This window comes from Massilia aquatica (assembly GCF_011682045.1).
Taxonomy (GTDB): domain Bacteria; phylum Pseudomonadota; class Gammaproteobacteria; order Burkholderiales; family Burkholderiaceae_D; genus Telluria_A; species Telluria_A aquatica.
Window position 1 is genome coordinate 165,047 of record NZ_VVIW01000001.1, and the last position, 17,895, is coordinate 182,941.

21 protein-coding genes are annotated in these 17,895 nt (G+C 63.5%); 9 read left to right on the plus strand and 12 right to left on the minus strand.

All coding sequences use genetic code 11. The annotated features are described in order from the left end of the window. Nucleotides 1–93 precede the first annotated feature (93 nt). The 3 genes from F1609_RS00785 (at nucleotide 94) to F1609_RS00795 (ending at nucleotide 3,673) form a co-directional block, all read left to right on the plus strand. The gene (locus tag F1609_RS00785; protein WP_167073727.1) at nucleotides 94–942 is read left to right on the plus strand and encodes a c-type cytochrome; all 849 of its coding nucleotides are present in this window, start codon (nucleotides 94–96) and stop codon (nucleotides 940–942) included. Nucleotides 943–1,019: 77 nt separating this feature from the next. Beyond that, nucleotides 1,020–1,871 carry a fumarylacetoacetate hydrolase family protein gene (locus F1609_RS00790; RefSeq protein WP_167073729.1) on the plus strand — a complete coding sequence of 284 codons (852 nt, stop codon included), beginning with the start codon at nucleotides 1,020–1,022 and terminating at the stop codon, nucleotides 1,869–1,871. Between the two features lie 215 nt (nucleotides 1,872–2,086). Beyond that, nucleotides 2,087–3,673 (plus strand): CVNH domain-containing protein, encoded by a 1,587-nt coding sequence (locus tag F1609_RS00795; protein ID WP_167073731.1) that lies wholly within the window; start codon nucleotides 2,087–2,089, stop codon nucleotides 3,671–3,673. A 17-nt stretch (nucleotides 3,674–3,690) separates the two neighbouring features. On the opposite strand, the gene F1609_RS00800 is transcribed toward F1609_RS00795, so the two are convergent. Further along, a complete protein-coding gene (locus tag F1609_RS00800; protein ID WP_167073733.1) occupies nucleotides 3,691–5,013 on the minus strand; it encodes an aspartate aminotransferase family protein in 1,323 nt (440 codons plus the stop codon). Between the two features lie 132 nt (nucleotides 5,014–5,145). On the opposite strand from F1609_RS00800, the gene F1609_RS00805 reads away from it, so the two are divergent. Continuing rightward, nucleotides 5,146–5,700: a carboxymuconolactone decarboxylase family protein gene (locus tag F1609_RS00805; RefSeq protein ID WP_167073735.1), complete on the plus strand. Its 555-nt coding sequence runs from the start codon at nucleotides 5,146–5,148 to the stop codon at nucleotides 5,698–5,700. A 176-nt stretch (nucleotides 5,701–5,876) separates the two neighbouring features. On the opposite strand, the gene F1609_RS00810 is transcribed toward F1609_RS00805, so the two are convergent. After that, on the minus strand, nucleotides 5,877–6,128 hold the full coding sequence (locus tag F1609_RS00810) for a hypothetical protein (protein WP_167073737.1): 252 nt from the start codon (nucleotides 6,126–6,128) through the stop codon (nucleotides 5,877–5,879). Nucleotides 6,129–6,174: 46 nt separating this feature from the next. Continuing rightward, nucleotides 6,175–6,936: a hypothetical protein gene (locus F1609_RS00815; RefSeq protein ID WP_167073739.1), complete on the minus strand. Its 762-nt coding sequence runs from the start codon at nucleotides 6,934–6,936 to the stop codon at nucleotides 6,175–6,177. A 394-nt stretch (nucleotides 6,937–7,330) separates the two neighbouring features. Here F1609_RS00815 and F1609_RS00820 point away from each other — a divergent pair, with 394 nt between their 5' ends. Continuing rightward, entirely contained in the window at nucleotides 7,331–7,789 is a 459-nt protein-coding gene (locus F1609_RS00820) for a hypothetical protein (protein WP_167073741.1), read from the plus strand. Between the two features lie 215 nt (nucleotides 7,790–8,004). On the opposite strand, the gene F1609_RS00825 is transcribed toward F1609_RS00820, so the two are convergent. From F1609_RS00825 to yjgA, 6 genes are all read right to left on the minus strand, one after another. Next, on the minus strand, nucleotides 8,005–8,202 hold the full coding sequence (locus tag F1609_RS00825; protein WP_167073743.1) for a hypothetical protein: 198 nt from the start codon (nucleotides 8,200–8,202) through the stop codon (nucleotides 8,005–8,007). Nucleotides 8,203–8,250: 48 nt separating this feature from the next. Further along, nucleotides 8,251–9,351, minus strand: a complete 1,101-nt coding sequence (locus F1609_RS00830) for a saccharopine dehydrogenase family protein (protein ID WP_167073745.1) — start codon at nucleotides 9,349–9,351, stop codon at nucleotides 8,251–8,253. Between the two features lie 10 nt (nucleotides 9,352–9,361). After that, nucleotides 9,362–9,628 (minus strand): hypothetical protein, encoded by a 267-nt coding sequence (locus tag F1609_RS00835; protein ID WP_167073746.1) that lies wholly within the window; start codon nucleotides 9,626–9,628, stop codon nucleotides 9,362–9,364. A gap of 100 nt (nucleotides 9,629–9,728) precedes the next feature. Continuing rightward, nucleotides 9,729–10,397 (minus strand): alpha/beta hydrolase, encoded by a 669-nt coding sequence (locus F1609_RS00840; protein ID WP_167073748.1) that lies wholly within the window; start codon nucleotides 10,395–10,397, stop codon nucleotides 9,729–9,731. Continuing rightward, the gene (gene mog / locus F1609_RS00845) at nucleotides 10,394–11,044 is read right to left on the minus strand and encodes a molybdopterin adenylyltransferase (RefSeq protein ID WP_167073750.1); all 651 of its coding nucleotides are present in this window, start codon (nucleotides 11,042–11,044) and stop codon (nucleotides 10,394–10,396) included. The genes F1609_RS00840 and mog overlap by 4 nt, the downstream gene beginning before the upstream one ends. Continuing rightward, nucleotides 11,022–11,642, minus strand: coding sequence for a ribosome biogenesis factor YjgA (yjgA, locus tag F1609_RS00850; protein WP_167073752.1), 621 nt, complete (start codon nucleotides 11,640–11,642; stop codon nucleotides 11,022–11,024). Before yjgA ends, mog begins: the two co-directional genes overlap by 23 nt. A gap of 92 nt (nucleotides 11,643–11,734) precedes the next feature. On the opposite strand from yjgA, the gene pmbA reads away from it, so the two are divergent. From pmbA to F1609_RS00865, 3 genes are all read left to right on the plus strand, one after another. Next, nucleotides 11,735–13,087, plus strand: a complete 1,353-nt coding sequence (gene pmbA / locus F1609_RS00855; RefSeq protein ID WP_167073754.1) for a metalloprotease PmbA — start codon at nucleotides 11,735–11,737, stop codon at nucleotides 13,085–13,087. Between the two features lie 188 nt (nucleotides 13,088–13,275). Then, a complete protein-coding gene (locus F1609_RS00860) occupies nucleotides 13,276–14,361 on the plus strand; it encodes a TRAP transporter substrate-binding protein (protein ID WP_167073756.1) in 1,086 nt (361 codons plus the stop codon). Between the two features lie 58 nt (nucleotides 14,362–14,419). Next, complete coding sequence (locus F1609_RS00865; protein WP_167073758.1) at nucleotides 14,420–15,067, plus strand: glutaredoxin family protein; 648 nt, start codon at nucleotides 14,420–14,422, stop codon at nucleotides 15,065–15,067. A gap of 49 nt (nucleotides 15,068–15,116) precedes the next feature. Here F1609_RS00865 and F1609_RS00870 read toward each other — a convergent pair whose 3' ends face one another. Both F1609_RS00870 and F1609_RS00875 read right to left on the minus strand, forming a co-directional pair. Beyond that, the gene (locus F1609_RS00870; protein WP_167073760.1) at nucleotides 15,117–15,731 is read right to left on the minus strand and encodes an OmpW/AlkL family protein; all 615 of its coding nucleotides are present in this window, start codon (nucleotides 15,729–15,731) and stop codon (nucleotides 15,117–15,119) included. Between the two features lie 114 nt (nucleotides 15,732–15,845). Continuing rightward, entirely contained in the window at nucleotides 15,846–16,991 is a 1,146-nt protein-coding gene (locus tag F1609_RS00875; protein ID WP_167073762.1) for a M14 family metallopeptidase, read from the minus strand. A 149-nt stretch (nucleotides 16,992–17,140) separates the two neighbouring features. Here F1609_RS00875 and F1609_RS00880 point away from each other — a divergent pair, with 149 nt between their 5' ends. Further along, nucleotides 17,141–17,545 (plus strand): GFA family protein, encoded by a 405-nt coding sequence (locus F1609_RS00880; protein ID WP_167073764.1) that lies wholly within the window; start codon nucleotides 17,141–17,143, stop codon nucleotides 17,543–17,545. Nucleotides 17,546–17,599: 54 nt separating this feature from the next. On the opposite strand, the gene F1609_RS00885 is transcribed toward F1609_RS00880, so the two are convergent. After that, nucleotides 17,600–17,860, minus strand: coding sequence for a DUF2442 domain-containing protein (locus tag F1609_RS00885; protein WP_166887362.1), 261 nt, complete (start codon nucleotides 17,858–17,860; stop codon nucleotides 17,600–17,602). Between the last annotated feature and the right edge of the window lie 35 nt (nucleotides 17,861–17,895).

The window sequence follows — 17,895 nt, forward strand, 5'->3', positions numbered from 1 at the left end:
TTACGATCCTGCGAAAGCGACTTGGACCGATATAATACAAGAAAATTTGCTATCATTTTTTCAACAGAACGCGCCCTCCGGCGGCGCTAGACCATGCCTTCCAACCGCGTCCGCCTCATCTTCAAGACCGCTGCCGCGACTGTGCTTATCGCCGCCGTGGCAGGCGCCACCGGCGCCGCGCTGGTGCTCAAAAGCGGCTGGTACAACGTGGCCGCGACCGACCAGCATTTCCAGTTCGTGCACACCTTGCTCGAGCAGGGCATGCGCGACTCGGTGCGCTTTCACGCGCGCGAGGTGACGGTGCCCAGGCTCGACGCGGCGCGCATCGCCCAGGGTGCGCTGGTGTACCGCGACCACTGCGTGCAGTGCCACGGCGCGCCCGGCGTGGCGCAGCAGGACTTTGGCAAGAGCATGCAGCCGGTGCCAGGCCCGCTGGTCGACGCGGCGCGCCGCTGGCAGCCGGCGCAGTTATACTGGATTACCAGGAACGGCATCAAGATGAGCGGCATGCCGGCCTGGGAGTACCACCTGGCCGACGATGAAATCTGGTCGCTGGTGGCCTTCATGGTCAAGCTGCCGGAACTGGCGCCGCCCGCTTACGCCGCCATGACCGCATCGCCCGCGCGCGCAGCGGTGGCGCCCGCGCCGCCGGCGCGCTGGCCGGGCAACCCGCAGCGCGGGCGCATCGCGCTGACCCAGTACGCGTGCAACGCCTGCCACGTGGTACCCGGCGTGACCGGCCCCGAGACCTATGTCGGGCGGCCCCTGGACGGCCTTGGCAAGCGCCGCTTCATCGCCGGCCACCTGCCCAACACGCAGGAAAACCTGGTGCGCTGGATCCGCGATCCGCACGCCATCGACCCGCTCACCGCCATGCCGGTGCAGGACGTGAGCGAGGCCGACGCGGTCGACATCAGCGCCTATCTGCACACCCTGCGCTGACCCTGCGCCAGGCCTGTGGGCCGGCCTGCGCTACAATCGCGGGCGACTTTACGCTGTCCCCCACTGAAGGAATACACATGAAACTGGTTCGTTACGGCCGTCCCGGCAAGGAAAAACCCGGCTTGTTCGATGAAGAAGGACGCCTGCGCGACCTGTCCGGCGTCGTCGCCGATATCGATGCGTCGCTGTTGTCGGACAAGGCGCTGCGCAAGCTGGCCAAGATCGATTACAAAACGCTGCCGCTGGTGCGCGGCACGCCGCGCCTGGGCGTGCCGATCAAGGGCGTCGGTAAATTCATCGGCATCGGCCTCAATTACGCCGACCACGCCGCCGAAACCGGCGCCACGCCACCGCTTGAGCCGATCGTGTTCATGAAGGCGGTCACCTGCCTGTCCGGCCCGGACGATCCGGTGATGCTGCCGCAGGGTTCCAAGAAGACCGACTGGGAAGTCGAACTGGGGGTGGTGATCGGCACCCGCGCGCAGTACGTGAGCGAAGAAGAGGCGCTCGCTTACGTGGCCGGCTACTGCGTCGTCAACGATGTCTCGGAACGCTCGTTCCAGCTCGAACGCGGCCCGCAGTGGGACAAGGGCAAGGGCTGCGACACCTTCGGCCCGGTCGGCCCGTGGCTGGTCACGCGCGATGAAGTGATCGACGTGCAGCGCCTCGACCTGTACCTGGAACTGAACGGCAAGCGCATGCAGACCGGCTGCACCGAAACCATGATTTTCAGCGTGGCGCAGATCGTCAGCTACCTGTCGCGCTTCATGACGCTCGAACCGGGCGACATCATCGCCACCGGCACCCCGCCGGGCGTGGGCGTGGCGCGCAGCCCGCAGCGCTTCCTGAAAAAGGGCGACACCTTGCGCCTGGGTATCGCTGGTCTGGGCGAGCAGCAGCAGGACGTGATTGCCTACGCAAAAACCTGAGCCAGGCAGTGCCGGCGCCGCCCGTGCAACGCTGGCGAGGATGCTTCTGCTGCGTCAAGGCGCAGCTTGATGCCCGGTGACTTTTCGTAAGATTGCAATGCGAAAAAGGGCACACCATGCAGTCCAGCATGCCAACATTCGGCGTGCGCGGCCTGCATGGACGGCTTGTTCCCGCCATGCCGGTCTTTCTCCTTTCAACCCGGAAGAAAGAGACCATGACCAGCTATCGCACTTCCCTCTTGCTCGCCCTCGCGAGCTGGGCGCTGCCACTGTCCGCCAGTGCCCAGACGATTCCTAACGGTAGTTATCAACTTTCCTGTAGCAATATTTCGGTCAACGGCGACAAGCTCAGGGCCAACTGCAGGAAACTCAGCGGTGTGCAGCAGAGCACCACGCTCGACAAATTGGATACCTGCATGAACGCGATTCGCCAGTACGGCGATATCGGCAACCTCGACGGCAACCTGGTGTGCCTGCCGGACCTGCCGCGCCCGAATCCGGCGTTTGTGTTTCCCAAGGCCGAGACCCAGCTGAACAACTGGATTTTCAGCGGCCAGGACAGCCAGATCCATCAGCATGGCTGGGGCTTGTGGGCCGGGCTGACCCAGCCGGTCGGGAGCGTCGACGGCACCGTGGTGCGCGCTTTCGAAACCTGGACCTCGCCGGGGAACATCATTTTCCGCAGCGCGGCCGAGCGCAAGCGCGAGGAAAGCAAGATCGGGCCGCTTGAGCGTCCGACGCTCGACCTGCACCTGCCGCGCCAGTTCCAGCATGGCCACCGGCCCGACAGGAACGCGAACCTGGTATCGGCCGCGGCCCCCGGCCCCGGCAGACCGGACACGGCGATCGTGGTGTCGGTCGCTTACAATCCGCCGGCCGCGCAGCACGCGATCAGCAACCGCCTGTTCTACGAGAGCACCCTCAAGCAACTGATGGCGCAGGGCTACTCGGAAGTGCCGAATTTTCCGGCGAACGCGATTGTGATCAAGCCCGTTTTCAAGATCATTCCCAAGAACGTGGATCGCGGCATCTACGCTTTTCCGGGCTGGCCGGGGCCGGGCGGCGCCAGGCCGAACAGCGGCTTTGGCGAAGAGGCCTGGAACAGCTGCGTGTATGTGGACATCAACCGTCCGATCGGCATCGGCGGCAACAGCAACGATGCCGGGTGCGACCGCCGCACGCCGGCCAACACCTTCTATTTGAGCGACTTCATCCACACGCGTATCACGGCCGAGAACGCGCCCTTCCTGTCGGCCCAGCTCAAGAAGCCGGTGGTGGCGGGCGACATCGCGATCTTGATCGGCATGCACATCACCTCGCGTGAAAACAAGATGTGGACCTGGCAAACCTTCTGGTGGGTGGCCGATCCCGACCGTCCGCTCGCGCCCAGTTCGCCTGCGATTGCCAGCGCGCGTCCGCTGGCTTACCTGGACGGGGCGGCGCGCCACTATGCGATGTCGCTGGCGTACTCCAGTGTTACCCCGGCGCAGCCGATCACCAGGGGCAAGAACGTGGGCGCGCCGGTGTATGGCTACAACCCCTACCTGGAAGCCGGGTTCGGGCCGGATGTGTTCGCCGGCATCAGCCGTCCGATCAATGGCACGATCAATGCCAATACCGGCATCCAGTCGAACTGCATCACCTGCCACAACATGGCGGCCTACGTGCCGGCGCCAAAACCCATGATGCCGTACGCCACGGACTTTTACATGAGCATTACCGATCCGGTATTCGACAACACGCTGCGCTCCGACTTTTCGTGGACCATCGTCGACCTGATCGTCAAGACGCCGGCCAATTAAGGCGCGGGTCTTGCGGCTCAGTCGAGCGCCGCCGCCAGCGAATCGGACAGGCGCGAGACGATTTCCGACAAGTCGGCATCGGTGGCGATGAACGGCGGCGCCAGCAAGATATGGTCGCCGCGCACGCCATCGATGGTGCCGCCCATCGGATAGACCATCAGGCCATTGGCCATGGCCTTGTTCCTGACCGACGCGTGCAGCTTGCGCGCCGGATCGAAGGGCTCCTTGCTGGGCCGGTCCCGCACCAGTTCGAGGGCGATGAGCAAACCGCGTCCGCGAATGTCGCCCACGTTCGGGTGCGCTCCGAATTCGGCCTGCAGCATGCGCCGCAGCGCTTCGCCGCGCAGGCGCACCGCGGCCAGCAGGTCGTCGCGCTCGATCACCTTCTGCACCGCCAGCGCGGCGGCGGCGGCCACCGGATGGCCGATGTAGGTGTGCCCGTGCTGGAACGCGCCGCTGCCCTTGCGCAACTGGTCGACCAGCGCGCGCTGGGCCAGCACCGCGCCGATCGGCTGGTAGCCGGCCCCGAGTCCCTTGCCGATGGTGATGATGTCGGGCGAAACGCCATCCTGCTCGATCGAATACATGGTGCCGGTGCGGCCCATGCCGCACATGACTTCATCGGCGATGAACAGGATGCCGTAGCGGTCGCACAGGCTGCGCACGCCGCGAAAGTAGCCGGGCGTGGGGGCAATCGCGCCGCCGGTCGCGCCCACCACCGGCTCGGCCACGAAGGCGATGATGTTGTGCGGGCCGGCCTCCTGGATCTGTTCGTCGAGTTCGCGCAGCAGGGCGCTGGTGTACTGGTCCTGGGTCTGGTCGGGCAGGCGGTCGCGATACTCGTAGCAGGGCGCAACGCGCGCCACCTCGATCAGGAGCGGCCCGAAATGGCGGCGGCGCCATTCGTTGCCGCCCACGGCCAGCGCCCCCAGCGTATTGCCGTGGTAACTCTGGCGCCGCGCGATGAATTTGGTACGCCCGGCTTGCCCGGTTTCGACAAAATACTGGCGCGCCAGCTTCATCGCCGTTTCCATCGCCTCCGATCCGCCCGAGACCAGGTACACTTCCGTCAAGCCTTCCGGCGCGCCGGCGGTCAGGCGGTCGGCCAGTTCCTCAGCCACGTCGGTGGTGAAAAAGGCCGTGTGGGCGTAGGCGTTGCGGTCGATCTGGCGGTGCATCGCACTGAGGATGTCCGGATGGCCGTGCCCGAGCGACGACACCGCCGCGCCGCCGCAGGCGTCGATATAGGTCCTGCCCTCGCTGTCGCGCACCAGCATCCCCTGGGCGCTGACGGCAACGCGCGGGGTTTGCCGGAGGTTGCGGTGCATCATGTGGCTCATACTGTCCTCATCATGAAAATTGTTGATGATCAACAATAAGCGGAGAACGTCGCCATTCTGTTGATCTAACTCCGGCCGCGTGCGAATATTTTTGCCTGCGGAAAAAACGCAACACATGAAAAGGGGAAGCGCATGATCGACCGGCTCGGACCATTGGCAGCGCAACAACTGACGGCGGCGCAGCGGGCGGCGGCGCAGGCGGTCATCGATGGCCCGAGGGGCGCGCTGGTCGGCCCGTTCGTGCCGCTGCTGCGCAGTCCGGAGCTGATGGAGTGCGCGCAGCGCATGGGCGAATACCTGCGCTATCGCAGCGCGATCGGCACGCGCCTGTCGGAAATCGCCATCCTGGTCACGGCGCGCGAGTGGGACCAGCAGGTGGAGTGGGCGATCCATGCGCCGATTGCCGGGCGCAGCGGGATCGCGCCGGACGTCATCGACGCCATTGCCCAGCGCCGCAAGTCACCCGCGCTGCAGGCCGATGAAGCGGTGGTGTTCGATTTCTGCGTGGAGCTGCACCGCAGCAAGCGGGTGAGCGACGCGACCTATGCGCATGCGCTGGCGCTGTTCGGCGAACAAGGGGTGGTCGATTTGATGGGGATCAATGGCTATTACACTTTTTTGGCGATGGTGATGAACGCGGCGCAGACGCCGGCGCCGGCATCGACGGCAGCGCCCTTGCCGGTGTAGGGCCCGGGCAGGCCGGCGGCGCAACTAGTCCGGGATTGAACGCGATTGGATGAGCATGAGTGCATGAATGGTCGCTGAAATTTTCCACGCGCGTTTCTTCGACTGGCAAGCAGCGTCCGCCGTGGGGACGCGCCGTAGCCAGGCTGCAACGGCAGTCGAAGCGGGCAACACCATTTTCAGGTGCCGTCGTCGGCCAGTTCCCGCATCACTGCCGGGGAAAATGTCGATTCGCCGAACAGGGCTTTTTGCTGCTCAAAATTTAGAGGTTGGCCGGTCAGGGTCAGGCGAATTCTTCCGTTCACAGGAAGGATTTCGCGCTCGTCAGGAATCGCGGCGGCGGCTGTTTTCTTTCGCAAGGCCGCCGAAGCACGCTTGTATGTAGCGAGCTCATCAGCTTGCTGTTTACCCGGTGTCTTCATCGTGTTCACTTTAAGTGTCGTTGCAGGAAAATTGCTTTTGTGTTTGTAAAAGCGGCTAACGTGCTGCCAGCGTCTTCCAAATATAGTTTAGCAAAATGGACCATGATGGACTGTTCGCGCGCAAATGGAACTGCATTGGCCGCGCGCTACCGTATGTTTTCCACCACGCGGGACAGCACGCCAAGACTTCTTGCACCGTACTCAGGCCGTGCATCGCAGTATCGGGATGCCGGGTCATTTCCGCCACGTGCACCGGGGCATCGAAACCGAGCTTGGGCCAGACCCAGTAGCCGATCAGCGCGTCCGGATCCCCGGGCTGCAAAGGGCCGTAGCCGGCGCCGTACAACTGGATATGCGAGAAGCCCAGGCGATACGCCGCGATCGCCATCAAGGCGAACGCCACAGTACAAAACCTGGGCGGGGTGTCGGGAGAGAGCATCATGCTGCCGATATGCAGGGCATCGCTCCCCACGCCCGGCGTTGGTTCCGAGCGAAACGCAATCACACTGTTCTGCCCACCGCCCTTGATGAATGGGTTGATGAACTGAACGTTCATGCCCGGTGGTGCATTGCCATGTTCGTTTACCCGCAAGGCCCATGCAGTCGAGCCGTCCGGAATCATGAAGAGGTGTGCGCTCTGTTGTTCAGTCAGTTCAAGTTGTTCGCCATCGTGTCGCTCCAGCGTGAAACCATCGAGCCGTTGGCCTCGCCTGTCATACAGTTCGCCCTGGAAGTAGTCGCGTGCGATGGGATGGGCGAGCAGGAGGGTCTCGATTTTCCTGATATTGTATTCGTCGAACCGTGGCTCGATAATCATGATGGTCCTCTGATGTGGTGTTGATGGACGAGTTCATCAGCGCAAGACCGTAACGCTCGGGTGCGAACGTCAGCGTAGGAAAGCGAGTTCGCGGCAGCGCGGATTGCAGGGATGAGTTCACCCAGCGTACTCGCCATTGGCGCGGGCGCACAGGGCGCTTTGAAGGAAACCGGCGGTCACTGTATCGTGGTCAATGATTGCCCGATTATTGAAAATTTCGTCCTGTCATATGGAACTTTCGTCATTCCAGTACCGATACGCCATCATCCGGACCCGGCAGTGCGGCGGTCGGGGATAGTAAAAAAGCGGCGCAGCGGAGGCGACCGGCAATCGGCGTCGGGAGTGGCACCGGCCGGCGCTGGAGGACTATGGGCAAGCTAAGGAAAAGGGATAAATGAAATTGGATCGTCTTCTGACCGTCGACGCATATTACGACGGCGCGCTGCTCGGTATCGCGGAGTTCGACGGGGTACCGCACATCTACCAGAATGGCTATATATACGCGCTCGATGACGACGCGTCGGTGTATTTTCTGTCGCCGATCGGGCCCGAGCTGCTGGCGCTGGTGATGGAAGACTGGGCCATCTGGCGCCGCTATCTTGCGGCGAGCGGAACACCGGAAGCGGCCGCTGCGCAGCATCCGGCGCTGGCCTGCGATCGCGAGCGGCATGACGCGCTCGAACTGGCCATTGGGGATCGTCTCACGACCGACCCGGATAACCGCAAGCGCTTCAAGGCCGATTTCTGGCCGCCGGCAGCGCCAGCCGACCCGGCTGACCTGTGGGACGGCCAGCGCGTACAGTGGACGCCTTGCGAGGCGCCGGACGCCCTGGAGGACCTGGCGCCTCGTTAAGCGAACGCATCTTTCGCAGCATCGTCGGGGGGCAGGGCAATCAGGCATCGAGTTGGCACGCCGCCCGTATGCCAGGCGGCGCCTGCTGGATATGGCTCAAGGATTGAGCGGGGATAGGGAACTTATGCGGCCTGCGGTTCGCAGTGGTGCCGTGGAGGGGAACAATCAAACGGCCGATGCGTGGCACCGGCCGCGTCAAACAATGAAGCGCCGCTTTAAGCGAGCGCTTCCTTCGCAGCTTCTTCCGGGCTCAGTCCATCATAGAACTGGTCGGTAAACCACTCGACCTGTTCCTCGATATGGTCCTGCGCCTGCTTCTGGGTTGCGCCGCCGGCCACCAGGAAGCCTTCCACCTCGATGCACCAGTGAATCAGCGCCAGGGTTTCCTCGTCGAGTTCTTCTTTCTTGGCCATGTTGCCACCTCTTTCAGCGTTTGTTGTCCGAGAAAGGATGATAACCGATCACTCGCCGAGGTCGGTGACCATGCCCCACTTGGCGAACTCCGGTTCGAACTCCGCCAGGGTCAGCTGGCCGACGCTGGTATGCGCTCCAACCGCCTCCAAGGTGCCCGCAGCCAGGCGACGCGCCAGCAGCACCGCCGCCATGCACGGAATTTCCGGCCCGTGGTCGTTGTCGGCCGCGATATGCCAGGCGCGCTGCGCTGGCGCGCCGGCCGCGTCCACGCCCTGCACGCGCACCACCATCCCGCCCAGCGCCGAGCCGAGGAAATTGAGCCCGTCGGCGGCGCGGTTGAGCAGGCCGGCAAAGCGTTCCGGATGGCGCACCAGTCCGAAGCGGCGCAGGCCCGCCAGCGCCGCCATGCCGCGCTGGCTGATGCCGGTTTCCAGCGCGGCGCGGAACATCACCGTCCGCACGCCCGCATAGTGGGCCGGAAACAGTTCCAGGTCGGGAATATCGCACAGCGACGCCAGGCGCGGGCGCAGGCGCGCGTAGGCCACCGTGACCGGCGCCGCCCAGCCCAGCTGGGTGGTCCAGCGCCCGTCCTGCCAGACCTGGATCGGCGCGCCGCAATAGCTCAGCACGGCGGACATGGTCGCCACCCCGCGCGGCGCGGTCTGGGCCGGGGCGATGCACATCTCGATCGAGTCAATGCTGCGCCAGAGCGCCGTGAGATGGTCGACCACGGCCGAGGACATGGCCGGCACGCTGCTCGCGCCCGTGATCGCCACGCGTTGCTGCTGGCGGAAGGCAGCGTCCAGCGCGGCTGGAAAGTCGCACACGAAGCGGCGTCCGTCGGCCAGGTCGATGTAATGCGCGCCGGCCGCGGCCGTGGCCAGGGCGGTGCCGTAATCCTGCTGCTGGAACGGGCCGGCGGTATGGATCACGAGCTCGGCGCCGAGGGCGCGCAGCGCTTGGGTCAGTTGGGGATCGTGGATGTCGATGCGGGCGGCGGTGGCGCCGTGTCCGCAGGCGCGGGCCAGGGCGCTGGCCTTGTCCAGGTCGCGCCCGGCGACGATCAGTTCGATGCCCGGGCTGGGCGCCAGGGCACGGCAGATGCGGGCCCCGAAGTTACCGTATCCGCCGAGAACGACCGTTTTCATGCTGGGTGGATCAGGCTGCGAGGGCCTTGGCCAGCAATTCGGCGACGACGTCGTTGAGGTCGGCGTCGCGTTCCTTGGCCAGGGTTTGCAGTTGCAGCACCAGGTCGCTGTTGAGCTTGACGGCGAAGGGAACCAGGCCGAGTGCCTGGTCGCGCTTGCGCTGTTCGCGGCGGTCGACGACGGCGTTGTCGGCGTTGCCGAAGCCGGCTGCGCCAGGGGCGACCATCTTGCCCATCAATTTTTTGGCGTCACTCTTTGCCATGCCGGTTTTTTTCATTGTCTGCCTTTGCTATCAAAGAACGCATTCTACGCTCTCTGGCGGTCGGCGGACGGAAGTTGCAAAACCGGGGTCTGTCCCCGGTTTTGCAACTTTTTGATCAGGCGAGGACTTTTTTGAGCCAGGCGCCGATGTGGTCGATTTCTTCCTGGCACAGCGAATGCTGCATCGGGTAATCGTGCCACTCGACCTGGTAGCCCAGCGCGGCGAGCAAGTCGCGCGAGGCCACGGCGCGGGAGATCGGAATCACGCCGTCGTGCTGGCCATGCACCTGGAAAATCGGGGTCGCCAGGCTCGCTTCCGAACGCTCGCCGGCCACCTTGTCGGCCAGCGGCACGTAACCTGACAGGCACATCAGCCCGGCCAGCGTTTCAGGATGGCGCAAGCCGGTCTGCAAGGTCATGGCGCAACCCTGCGAAAAACCGGCCAGGACGATGCGCGAGGCCGGAATGCCACGCGCTTTTTCGCGCGCGATCAAGGCTTCGACCTGCTGCTGCGACGCGCGCAGGCCGGCTTCGTCTTCGCGCCGGCCAAGGTCGGCGTGGACGATGTCGTACCACGAGCGCATCACGTAACCATTGTTGATGGTCACCGGCATGGTGTTGGCATTCGGGAACACGAAGCGGATGCCGGGCAGGCCGGCCAGATCCAGCTCATTGACCAGCGGCACGAAGTCGTTGCCGTCGGCGCCCAGGCCGTGCATCCAGATGATCGCCACCGTCGGGTTGGGGGCGGTGAGGACTTCGATGGTTTCTAACAGTTCGCTCATGCGTTGTTCTCGGTTGGCGGCGCCGGACGCAGCGCCGATTTCGGCCGGAATGCCTTGCACACGGCCGGGTTGGTTTCCATATACGGTCCGCCGATCAGGTCGACGCAGTAGGGCACGGCCGCGAAAATGCCGCCGACCAGTTGCTTGCCGTCAGCATCTTTAAGACCTTCGAGGGTTTCCTTGATCGCTTTGGGCTGGCCCGGCAGGTTCATCACCAGCGCCGCGTGGCCCTCGATTTCGCGGATCACGGCGGTCTGGCGCGACAGAATCGCGGTCGGCACGAACTGCAGGCTGATCTGGCGCATCTGCTCGCCGAAACCGGGCATTTCCCTGGTGCCAATGGCGATGGTCGCTTCGGGCGTGACATCGCGCCGCGCCGGGCCGGTGCCGCCGGTGGTGAGCACCAGGTGGCAGCGCGCCACGTCGACCAGCTCGGCCAGGGTTGCTTCGATCCGCGCCCGTTCGTCGGGAATCAGGCGCGTTTCAAGCCGATACGGCGTGGCGAGGGCGCTGGCGAGCCAGTCGGCCAGCGCCGGCAAGCCCTTGTCTTCGTACACGCCGCCGCTGGCGCGGTCGGAGACCGACACCAGGCCGATCACGAGCTCAACCGCCAGCCCGGGCAGATTACGCGTCGTCGGACTCGTCATCGATCGGCTCGCCGTCTTCGTCCTCGTCCTGGCCGGCCGGCTTGGCGGCGGCCTTGCGCTTCTTGTCGATATCCTTGAGGATCTGGTAGATCTCGCGGTAAGCCTTCGGCGGCTTGCTCTCGGCTTGTTCCTTGCGCGCGTTGCGGATCAGGGTGCGCAAGTGCTGCACGTCGAGTTCCGGATTTTCTTCGAGCAACACGGTCAGGGCCTTGTCGTCGGCCAGCAGCTTGTCGCGGCGGCGTTCGAGCGCGTGCAGGGCGGCGGTATCGGCCTTGGACATGCCTTTCCAGCTATCGATGGTGCGCTGGATGACGGCCACTTCTTCCTCGTCGAGGGTGCGCATCTTCTTGCCGACGAATTGCATCTGGCGGCGGCGTCCCTCGTGGTTGGTGATCAGCTGGCACGCCAGGATGGCGTCGCGCACGTCTTCCGGCATGGGCACGCGCTTGACGCGGTCGCGCGCTTCGGCGACCAGTTCTTCGCCGAGCTTTTGCAGCTCGCTCATCTGGCGCTTGAGCTCGGACTTGGAAGGGCGTTCGTATTCTTGTTCGAACTCGGAGGATTGGAAGCCGCAGGCGCCCCGGTTTGGATTTGGCATGATATGGTTCCGATAGGCGTAAAGCCGATCAGTGAAAACTGTAAACGACTGCTATCATACCCGTTTAACCGGACAGCCGAAGAAAACCACACATGAACGACTCCGTCTTTATCCACACCCAGGATCAGCTGCAACAGCTGGCGCGCGACGTTTTGGCCTTTGCCAGGGAGATGGGCGGCACCGATGCCGCCGTCGACATCAGCGAGGGAAGCGGGCTTGCGGTGTCGGTGCGACGTGGCAAAATCGAGACGATCGAGCAAAATAAAGACAAAGGCATGGGCGTGACCGTGTACATCGGTCAAAAACGCGGCAATGCCAGCACGTCCGACTTTTCCCCGGCGGCCCTGCGCGCCACCGTCGACGCGGCTTACAACATCGCCCGCTTCACGGCCGACGACGACTGCGCCGGCCTGGCCGACCCCGACATGCTGGAAACCAAGCCGCGCGACCTGCGCCTGTGCTACCCGTGGATGATCTCGACCGAAGAGGCCGTGGTGCTGGCGCAACGCGCCGAAGCGGCCGCGTTCGACGTCGACCCGCGCATCACCAACAGCGAAGGCGCCAGCGTGCACGTGCAGCAGTCGCACTTCGTGTCGGCCAATTCGCGCGGTTTCGCGGGCGGCTATCCGTTTTCACGCCATACCCTGTCGGTGGCGCCGATCGCCGGCAAGGGCAGCAAGATGCAGCGCGACGACTGGTACACCTCGGTGCGCGACCCGAAAAAAATGGCCCAGCCCGAAGCGGTGGGCCGTTACGCCGCCGAACGCGCGCTGGCGCGCCTGAACGCGCGCACGCTCGATACGCGCACCTGCCCGGTGCTGTTTGAAGCGCCGCTGGCGGCCGGCCTGCTCGGTTCCTTCGTGCAAGCCACCTCGGGCGGCGCGCTGTACCGCAAGTCGACTTTCCTGCTCGATTCGCTGGGGCAATCGGTATTCCCGTCGCATATCCAGATCCTGGAAGACCCGCACGTGATCGGCGGCGTCGGCTCGGCCCCGTTCGATGAAGAAGGCGTGCGCACCGTGCGCCGCAACGTGGTCAAGGATGGCGTGGTGCAGGGCTATTTCCTGTCGTCGTACTCGGCGCGCAAGCTGGGCATGAAAACCACGGGCAACGCGGGCGGGTCGCACAACCTGACCATGAGCTCCACCCAAACCAAGCGCGGCGACGATTTTGCCGGCATGATCAAGAAGATGGGGCGCGGCCTGCTGGTGACCGAACTGATGGGCCAGGGCACCAATTACGTGACCGGCGACTATTCGCGCGGCGCCTCCGGTTTCTGGGTCGAGAATGGCGTAATTCAATATCCGGTCGAAGAAATCACCATCGCCGGCAACATGAAGGATATTTTCCAGCAGATCGTGGCCATCGGCAATGACGTGCTCATCCGTGGCAACAAGCAGACCGGCTCGATCCTGATCGAAAAGATGGTCGTCGCCGGCGGCTGACCGGCCTTGTTGTTCGCGCGTGGGCCGCAGTGCCCACGCCTTACCCCTTACGCATCCCGCGCTTTGCCCTGTAAGACTCCTGTAAGATAAATTACGTTGCATGCTTGCCTAGACGCAAATACACTAGCCCAGGCACCATGACACTGGTGGTATTTCCGTGACGTAAACCCTTCAGGAGACACAGACATATGGAACGTCGTTCCTTTATTAAAAAAGCGGCAGTCGGCGCTGCGGCCGGCGCAGTCGCCGCACCGGCGCTGGCACAGTCGCTGCCTACCATCAACTGGCGCCTCGCCAGCAGCTTTCCAAAATCGCTCGACACCATTTTTGGCGCGTCGGACATCCTTACCAAACGTGTCGCGCAACTGACCGGCGGCAAGTTCAACATCCGCTCGTTCGCGGCCGGCGAAATCGTGCCGGGCCTGCAAGTGCTCGACGCGGTCCAGGCCGGCACTGTGGAAATCGGCCACAGCGCGTCCTACTACTACTTCGGCAAGGATGCCACCTTCGCCTTCGACTGCGCGGTCCCGTTCGGCCTGACCTCGCGCCAGCACACCGCCTGGTACCAGGAAGGCGGCGGACGCGAACTGACGCGCAACTTCTTCAAGGGCTACGGCATCGTCAACTTCCTGGGCGGTAACTCCGGCACCCAGATGGGTGGCTGGTTCCGCAAAGAAATCAAGTCGGTGGAAGACTTGAAGGGCACCAAGATGCGCGTTGGCGGATTCGCCGGCAAGGTGCTCGAGCGCCTCGGCCTGGTGCCGCAGCAATTGGCTGGTGGCGACATTTATCCGGCGCTGGAAAAAGGCACGATCGACGCGGCCGAATGGGTCGGTCCCTACGATGACGAAAAACTGGGCTTCTACAAAGTGGCGCCGTATTACTACGCGCCGGGCTGGTGGGAGGCGGGCGCGAGCTTCTCGTTCTACGTCGGCATCAAGGAGTGGGAAAAGCTGCCCAAGGAATACCAGGCTGCGCTGGAATGCGCCACCTACGAGGCGCACATCGGCATGCAGGCCGAGTACGACGCCAAGAACCCGGCCGCGCTGGCGCGTTTGATGAAGAACGGCGTCAAGCTGCGCACCTTCTCGAAAGACATCATGGATGGCTGCTACAAGGCGGCGCAGGACGTGATGAACGAGGAAGCGGCCAAGAACGCCAAGTTCAAGACCATCTACGAGCCATGGAAGCGATTCCGCCAGGACCAGAACATGTGGGCCTCGGTGTCGGAAGCGGCCATGCTTGACTATATGATCAAGGCCGGGCGGAAATAAGCTGAAGCGTCCCGTTGTTTCCGGCAAAGCCGGTGACGGCGGGCGTACGAAAAAAATTATGAAACGAATCCTCTTCCTCGCCCTCATCGCCGGCGGCGCCTTCTATGCCTACAAGACCGGGCGCCTCGGCGGCGGCGGTGACGGCGCGTTCGACAAGGACGGCAAGCCGGCCGTGATGCTGTTTACCAGCGCCGAGTGCGGTGATCCGTGCGACAAGATCCGTGCTGAGCTGAAAAAGCGCGTCGCCAGCTTCGAGGAAGTGATCCTCACCGAGCCGAACAGCAAATACCGTGTGAACGCCATGCCCACCGTCATCGCCGGCAAGCAGCGCAGCGTGGGCGACGATGTGCACAAGCTGGCCGGGATGCTGGGCGAGGTGCTGGGCAAGGAGGCGCTGACGCGGCGCGAACGCATCGTGCTGGCCAATCACTTCGACGAGCAGGACAAGCCCAAGGTGGTGCTGTATGGGACCAAATGGTGCGGCTACTGCAAGGCGCAGCGCGAACTGTTTGAAGAAAAGAATATCCCGTTCGACGATGTCGACGTCGAGGCCTCCGAAGCGGGCCTGATGGCTTACAACGCGCTCGCAGGCAGCGGTTATCCGCTCACCTACGTGGGCTACCGGCGTTTCGACGGATTGCGGGAAGACGATATCCTGGCGGCCATCAAGGAACTGAAGGACAAGCCGCAGGCCGGCCTGCGCTGAGCGCGAACGGGCCAAAGAAAGAGGGCGTCCCGCAGGACGCCCAGGTCAATCAGAAGCGGTAACCGACACCGACGGCGATCAGCACAGGATCGACTTTCACGCTGCTCACTTTGGCGCCGGCGATCATCACATCGCTGCGGATATTGATGCGCTTGACGTCCAGGTTGAGCGACCAGTTTTTATCGATCTTGAAATCCACGCCGGCCTGGAGGGCCAGTCCCACGCTGTCGTTTTCCAGGTCGCCCGCGCCGTTCAGCAGTTTCACCTTCGAGATGCGCGTGTAGTTGATACCGGCGCCCAGGTAAGGCTTGAACTGGCCGATCGGGTTGAAGTGGTACTGGCCCAGCAGGCTTGGCGGCAGGTGCTTGAAGGTGCCGATCTTGGCGCCGTCGAGCATCACGTCATGTTTTTGCGGGTAGGTCAGCACCAGTTCGGCCGCCAGGTTCGGCGTGAAGAAATAGCTGACATCGAGTTCCGGAATCGTCTTGTCGGACACCGAAATGCGGTCCGATGCGCCCACGCCGCCAACCGGCGAGGACTTGTCGGCCGGGCTCAGATGCGCGGCGCGTGCGCGCACCAGCCATTGTCCATCTTGCGCGTGCGCTTCAACGGCCACCAGGCCCAGCATGCTGACTGCTACTGCTGCTAACAATTTGCTCTTCATCACAACTTCCTTCTTCGTTTGTCATTGGGTATGACTGAAGTTTATTGATTGACCTCAACAAAATCGTTGATGTGAATCAAAAAAATCGAAGCAATGATGAAAAGCCGTATCGCCTCAAGCCGGGTTGCGCAGCGCCTGCAAGATGGGTTGCAGCACCGCCGCGCCCAGGCGTGCGCTGCGTGCGCCGTCCCAGCCGCAGATCGGATCGGGATCGTTGGCGTTATCCTTGAACGGCAGCTCCAGGGTCAGCGACAGGCAGCCGAAGGCGTGCGTGATGTGCGGCGAGCCCATGGTGAGGGTTTCGTCGGTGTAGGGCGAGTCGCCGTAGCCGTGCATGTCCTGGAAATCGGGGCTGGCGATCTTGAAGTCGTCGGAAAAGCGCTTCTGTTGCGCGGCCTGGGCCGGCGTGAAGGTCGGCAACGATTCGCTGCCGGCCACGAACACATACGGCAAGCCTTCGTCGCCATGCACGTCGAGGAACAGGTCGCAGCCGGTTTCCAGCATCTTGTTCTTGACCACGAATACCTCGGGGCTGCGCTCCATGGTTGGCGTATTCCACTCGCGGTTGAGATTGGCGCCGGCCGCGTTGGTGCGCAGGTTGCCGTGCACCGAGCCGTCCGGATTCATGTTCGGCACCACATAGAACACCGCTTCCTTGAGCAGTTGGCGGCCAAAGGCGTCGGCCGGGTCGAGCAGGGCGTCGAGCATGCCCTCGACGAACCACTCGGCCATGGTTTCGCCCGGATGCTGGCGCGCGATCACCCACACTTTTTTCTTGCCGTCCGGGGAGCCGGCGGCCGGGTCGCCGATCACCAGCACGTTCATGTCGCGCCCTTCCACCGTGCTGCCCAGATCGAGCATGCGCACCTGTTCCGACAGCTGCGCGCGGTCCAGCAGTTCCAGGTGGCGTTCCCACGAGTAGGGCTCGAAGTAGGCGTAGTAGACGCTGTCCATCTCGGGCGTGTGGGAAATCGTCATCACCTCGCCGTCGAAGCTGGTGGGCACGCGGAACCACTCCACGCGGTCGTAGCTGGCCATGGCCTGGTAGCCGTCCCAGCCGGCCGGATAGGCGCTTTTGCCCGCATTCAGGAAGCGGATGGTGCTGGCCTGTCCCTGCGCGCCTTGCAGGCGGAAGTAGAACCACTGACTGATGTCGGCGTGCGAGTCGCGGCGGATGTTCAGGTCGATCGAGGAGGCGCTGGTGGCGCTCACGAGTTCGATGGCGCCAGCGTCGAACTGGCTGCTGATTTTGATAGACATGGTGTGTCCTTGGCTGGTGAATGAGAGGCGCGGCTGCTGCGCGCGCGAGGCGTCATGATACGCCTTCGGATTAAACCCGGTTAATAGGGCGAAAATCGCCCGCATTGCGCCTTACCCTGTTGTTTTGAAAACAGCGAAGGAGAACCACGATGAACAAGACCTATCACGGCAGTTGCCACTGCGGCGCGGTCAGCTATGAAGCCGATATCGACCTGAGCCGGGGCACCAGCAAGTGCAACTGCTCGATCTGCGCCAAGACGCGCAACTGGAACGCCGTCATCAAGCCCGACGCGTTTCGCCTGCTCACCGGGGAGGATCAGTTGACCACGTACCAGTTTGCGACCAGGACCGGGCATTATCTGTTTTGCAGGCAGTGCGGCGTGCACTCGTTCGGACGCGGCTATGTGGAGTTTCTCGGTGGGGCGCTGGTATCGGTCAATATGGCCGCGCTCGACGATGTGACGCCGGAAGAGCTGCTCGCGGCGCCGGTGGCGTATCTGGACGGCTTGAACGATAACTGGGGCAATCCGCCGGCGGAGACGCGGCATTTGTAGGAAGGGGTTCGACCGGCAAGGTCCGCGCTCCCGCGCCGGGGCCGCCGGTCCTTCTCAGCAATCGTAATTCATGCTGTCGCGCGGATACGCCATGGGGTTGCGGATCGCCTCCAGCGTCAGATCGAGGTCGAGCTCCGGCCAGTACACGCGCCCGGTGCTCACGCACTTGACCCGGCAGATCTGCGCAATGGTCGCGTGTTCGAACAAGGGAAACTCCACGAACGGCAAGTACAACTCTTCCTCGCCACACTGCAGCCAGAAGCCGTGCGGGCTCAGGCTCGTCACTTCGGCGCATGAAAAATAGATGCCATTCATAGTCAATCCCCGTTAAGCATGTTACCCAGGCAGGG

Excerpts from the sequence above, each read along its gene's own strand:
- F1609_RS00795 (WP_167073731.1), top strand. The coding sequence starts at position 2,087 with ATGACCAGCTATCGCACTTCCCTCTTGCTCGCCCTCGCGAGCTGGGCG.
- F1609_RS00840 (WP_167073748.1), bottom strand. The coding sequence starts at position 10,397 with ATGAGCGAACTGTTAGAAACCATCGAAGTCCTCACCGCCCCCAACCCG.
- F1609_RS00825 (WP_167073743.1), bottom strand. The coding sequence starts at position 8,202 with ATGGCCAAGAAAGAAGAACTCGACGAGGAAACCCTGGCGCTGATTCAC.
- F1609_RS00885 (WP_166887362.1), bottom strand. The coding sequence starts at position 17,860 with ATGAATGGCATCTATTTTTCATGCGCCGAAGTGACGAGCCTGAGCCCG.
- F1609_RS00785 (WP_167073727.1), top strand. The coding sequence starts at position 94 with ATGCCTTCCAACCGCGTCCGCCTCATCTTCAAGACCGCTGCCGCGACT.
- F1609_RS00835 (WP_167073746.1), bottom strand. The coding sequence starts at position 9,628 with ATGAAAAAAACCGGCATGGCAAAGAGTGACGCCAAAAAATTGATGGGC.
- F1609_RS00830 (WP_167073745.1), bottom strand. The coding sequence starts at position 9,351 with ATGAAAACGGTCGTTCTCGGCGGATACGGTAACTTCGGGGCCCGCATC.
- F1609_RS00800 (WP_167073733.1), bottom strand. The coding sequence starts at position 5,013 with ATGAGCCACATGATGCACCGCAACCTCCGGCAAACCCCGCGCGTTGCC.
- F1609_RS00880 (WP_167073764.1), top strand. The coding sequence starts at position 17,141 with ATGAACAAGACCTATCACGGCAGTTGCCACTGCGGCGCGGTCAGCTAT.
- mog (WP_167073750.1), bottom strand. The coding sequence starts at position 11,044 with ATGACGAGTCCGACGACGCGTAATCTGCCCGGGCTGGCGGTTGAGCTC.
- F1609_RS00860 (WP_167073756.1), top strand. The coding sequence starts at position 13,276 with ATGGAACGTCGTTCCTTTATTAAAAAAGCGGCAGTCGGCGCTGCGGCC.
- yjgA (WP_167073752.1), bottom strand. The coding sequence starts at position 11,642 with ATGCCAAATCCAAACCGGGGCGCCTGCGGCTTCCAATCCTCCGAGTTC.
- F1609_RS00820 (WP_167073741.1), top strand. The coding sequence starts at position 7,331 with ATGAAATTGGATCGTCTTCTGACCGTCGACGCATATTACGACGGCGCG.
- F1609_RS00790 (WP_167073729.1), top strand. The coding sequence starts at position 1,020 with ATGAAACTGGTTCGTTACGGCCGTCCCGGCAAGGAAAAACCCGGCTTG.
- F1609_RS00870 (WP_167073760.1), bottom strand. The coding sequence starts at position 15,731 with ATGAAGAGCAAATTGTTAGCAGCAGTAGCAGTCAGCATGCTGGGCCTG.
- F1609_RS00815 (WP_167073739.1), bottom strand. The coding sequence starts at position 6,936 with ATGATTATCGAGCCACGGTTCGACGAATACAATATCAGGAAAATCGAG.
- pmbA (WP_167073754.1), top strand. The coding sequence starts at position 11,735 with ATGAACGACTCCGTCTTTATCCACACCCAGGATCAGCTGCAACAGCTG.
- F1609_RS00875 (WP_167073762.1), bottom strand. The coding sequence starts at position 16,991 with ATGTCTATCAAAATCAGCAGCCAGTTCGACGCTGGCGCCATCGAACTC.
- F1609_RS00865 (WP_167073758.1), top strand. The coding sequence starts at position 14,420 with ATGAAACGAATCCTCTTCCTCGCCCTCATCGCCGGCGGCGCCTTCTAT.
- F1609_RS00805 (WP_167073735.1), top strand. The coding sequence starts at position 5,146 with ATGATCGACCGGCTCGGACCATTGGCAGCGCAACAACTGACGGCGGCG.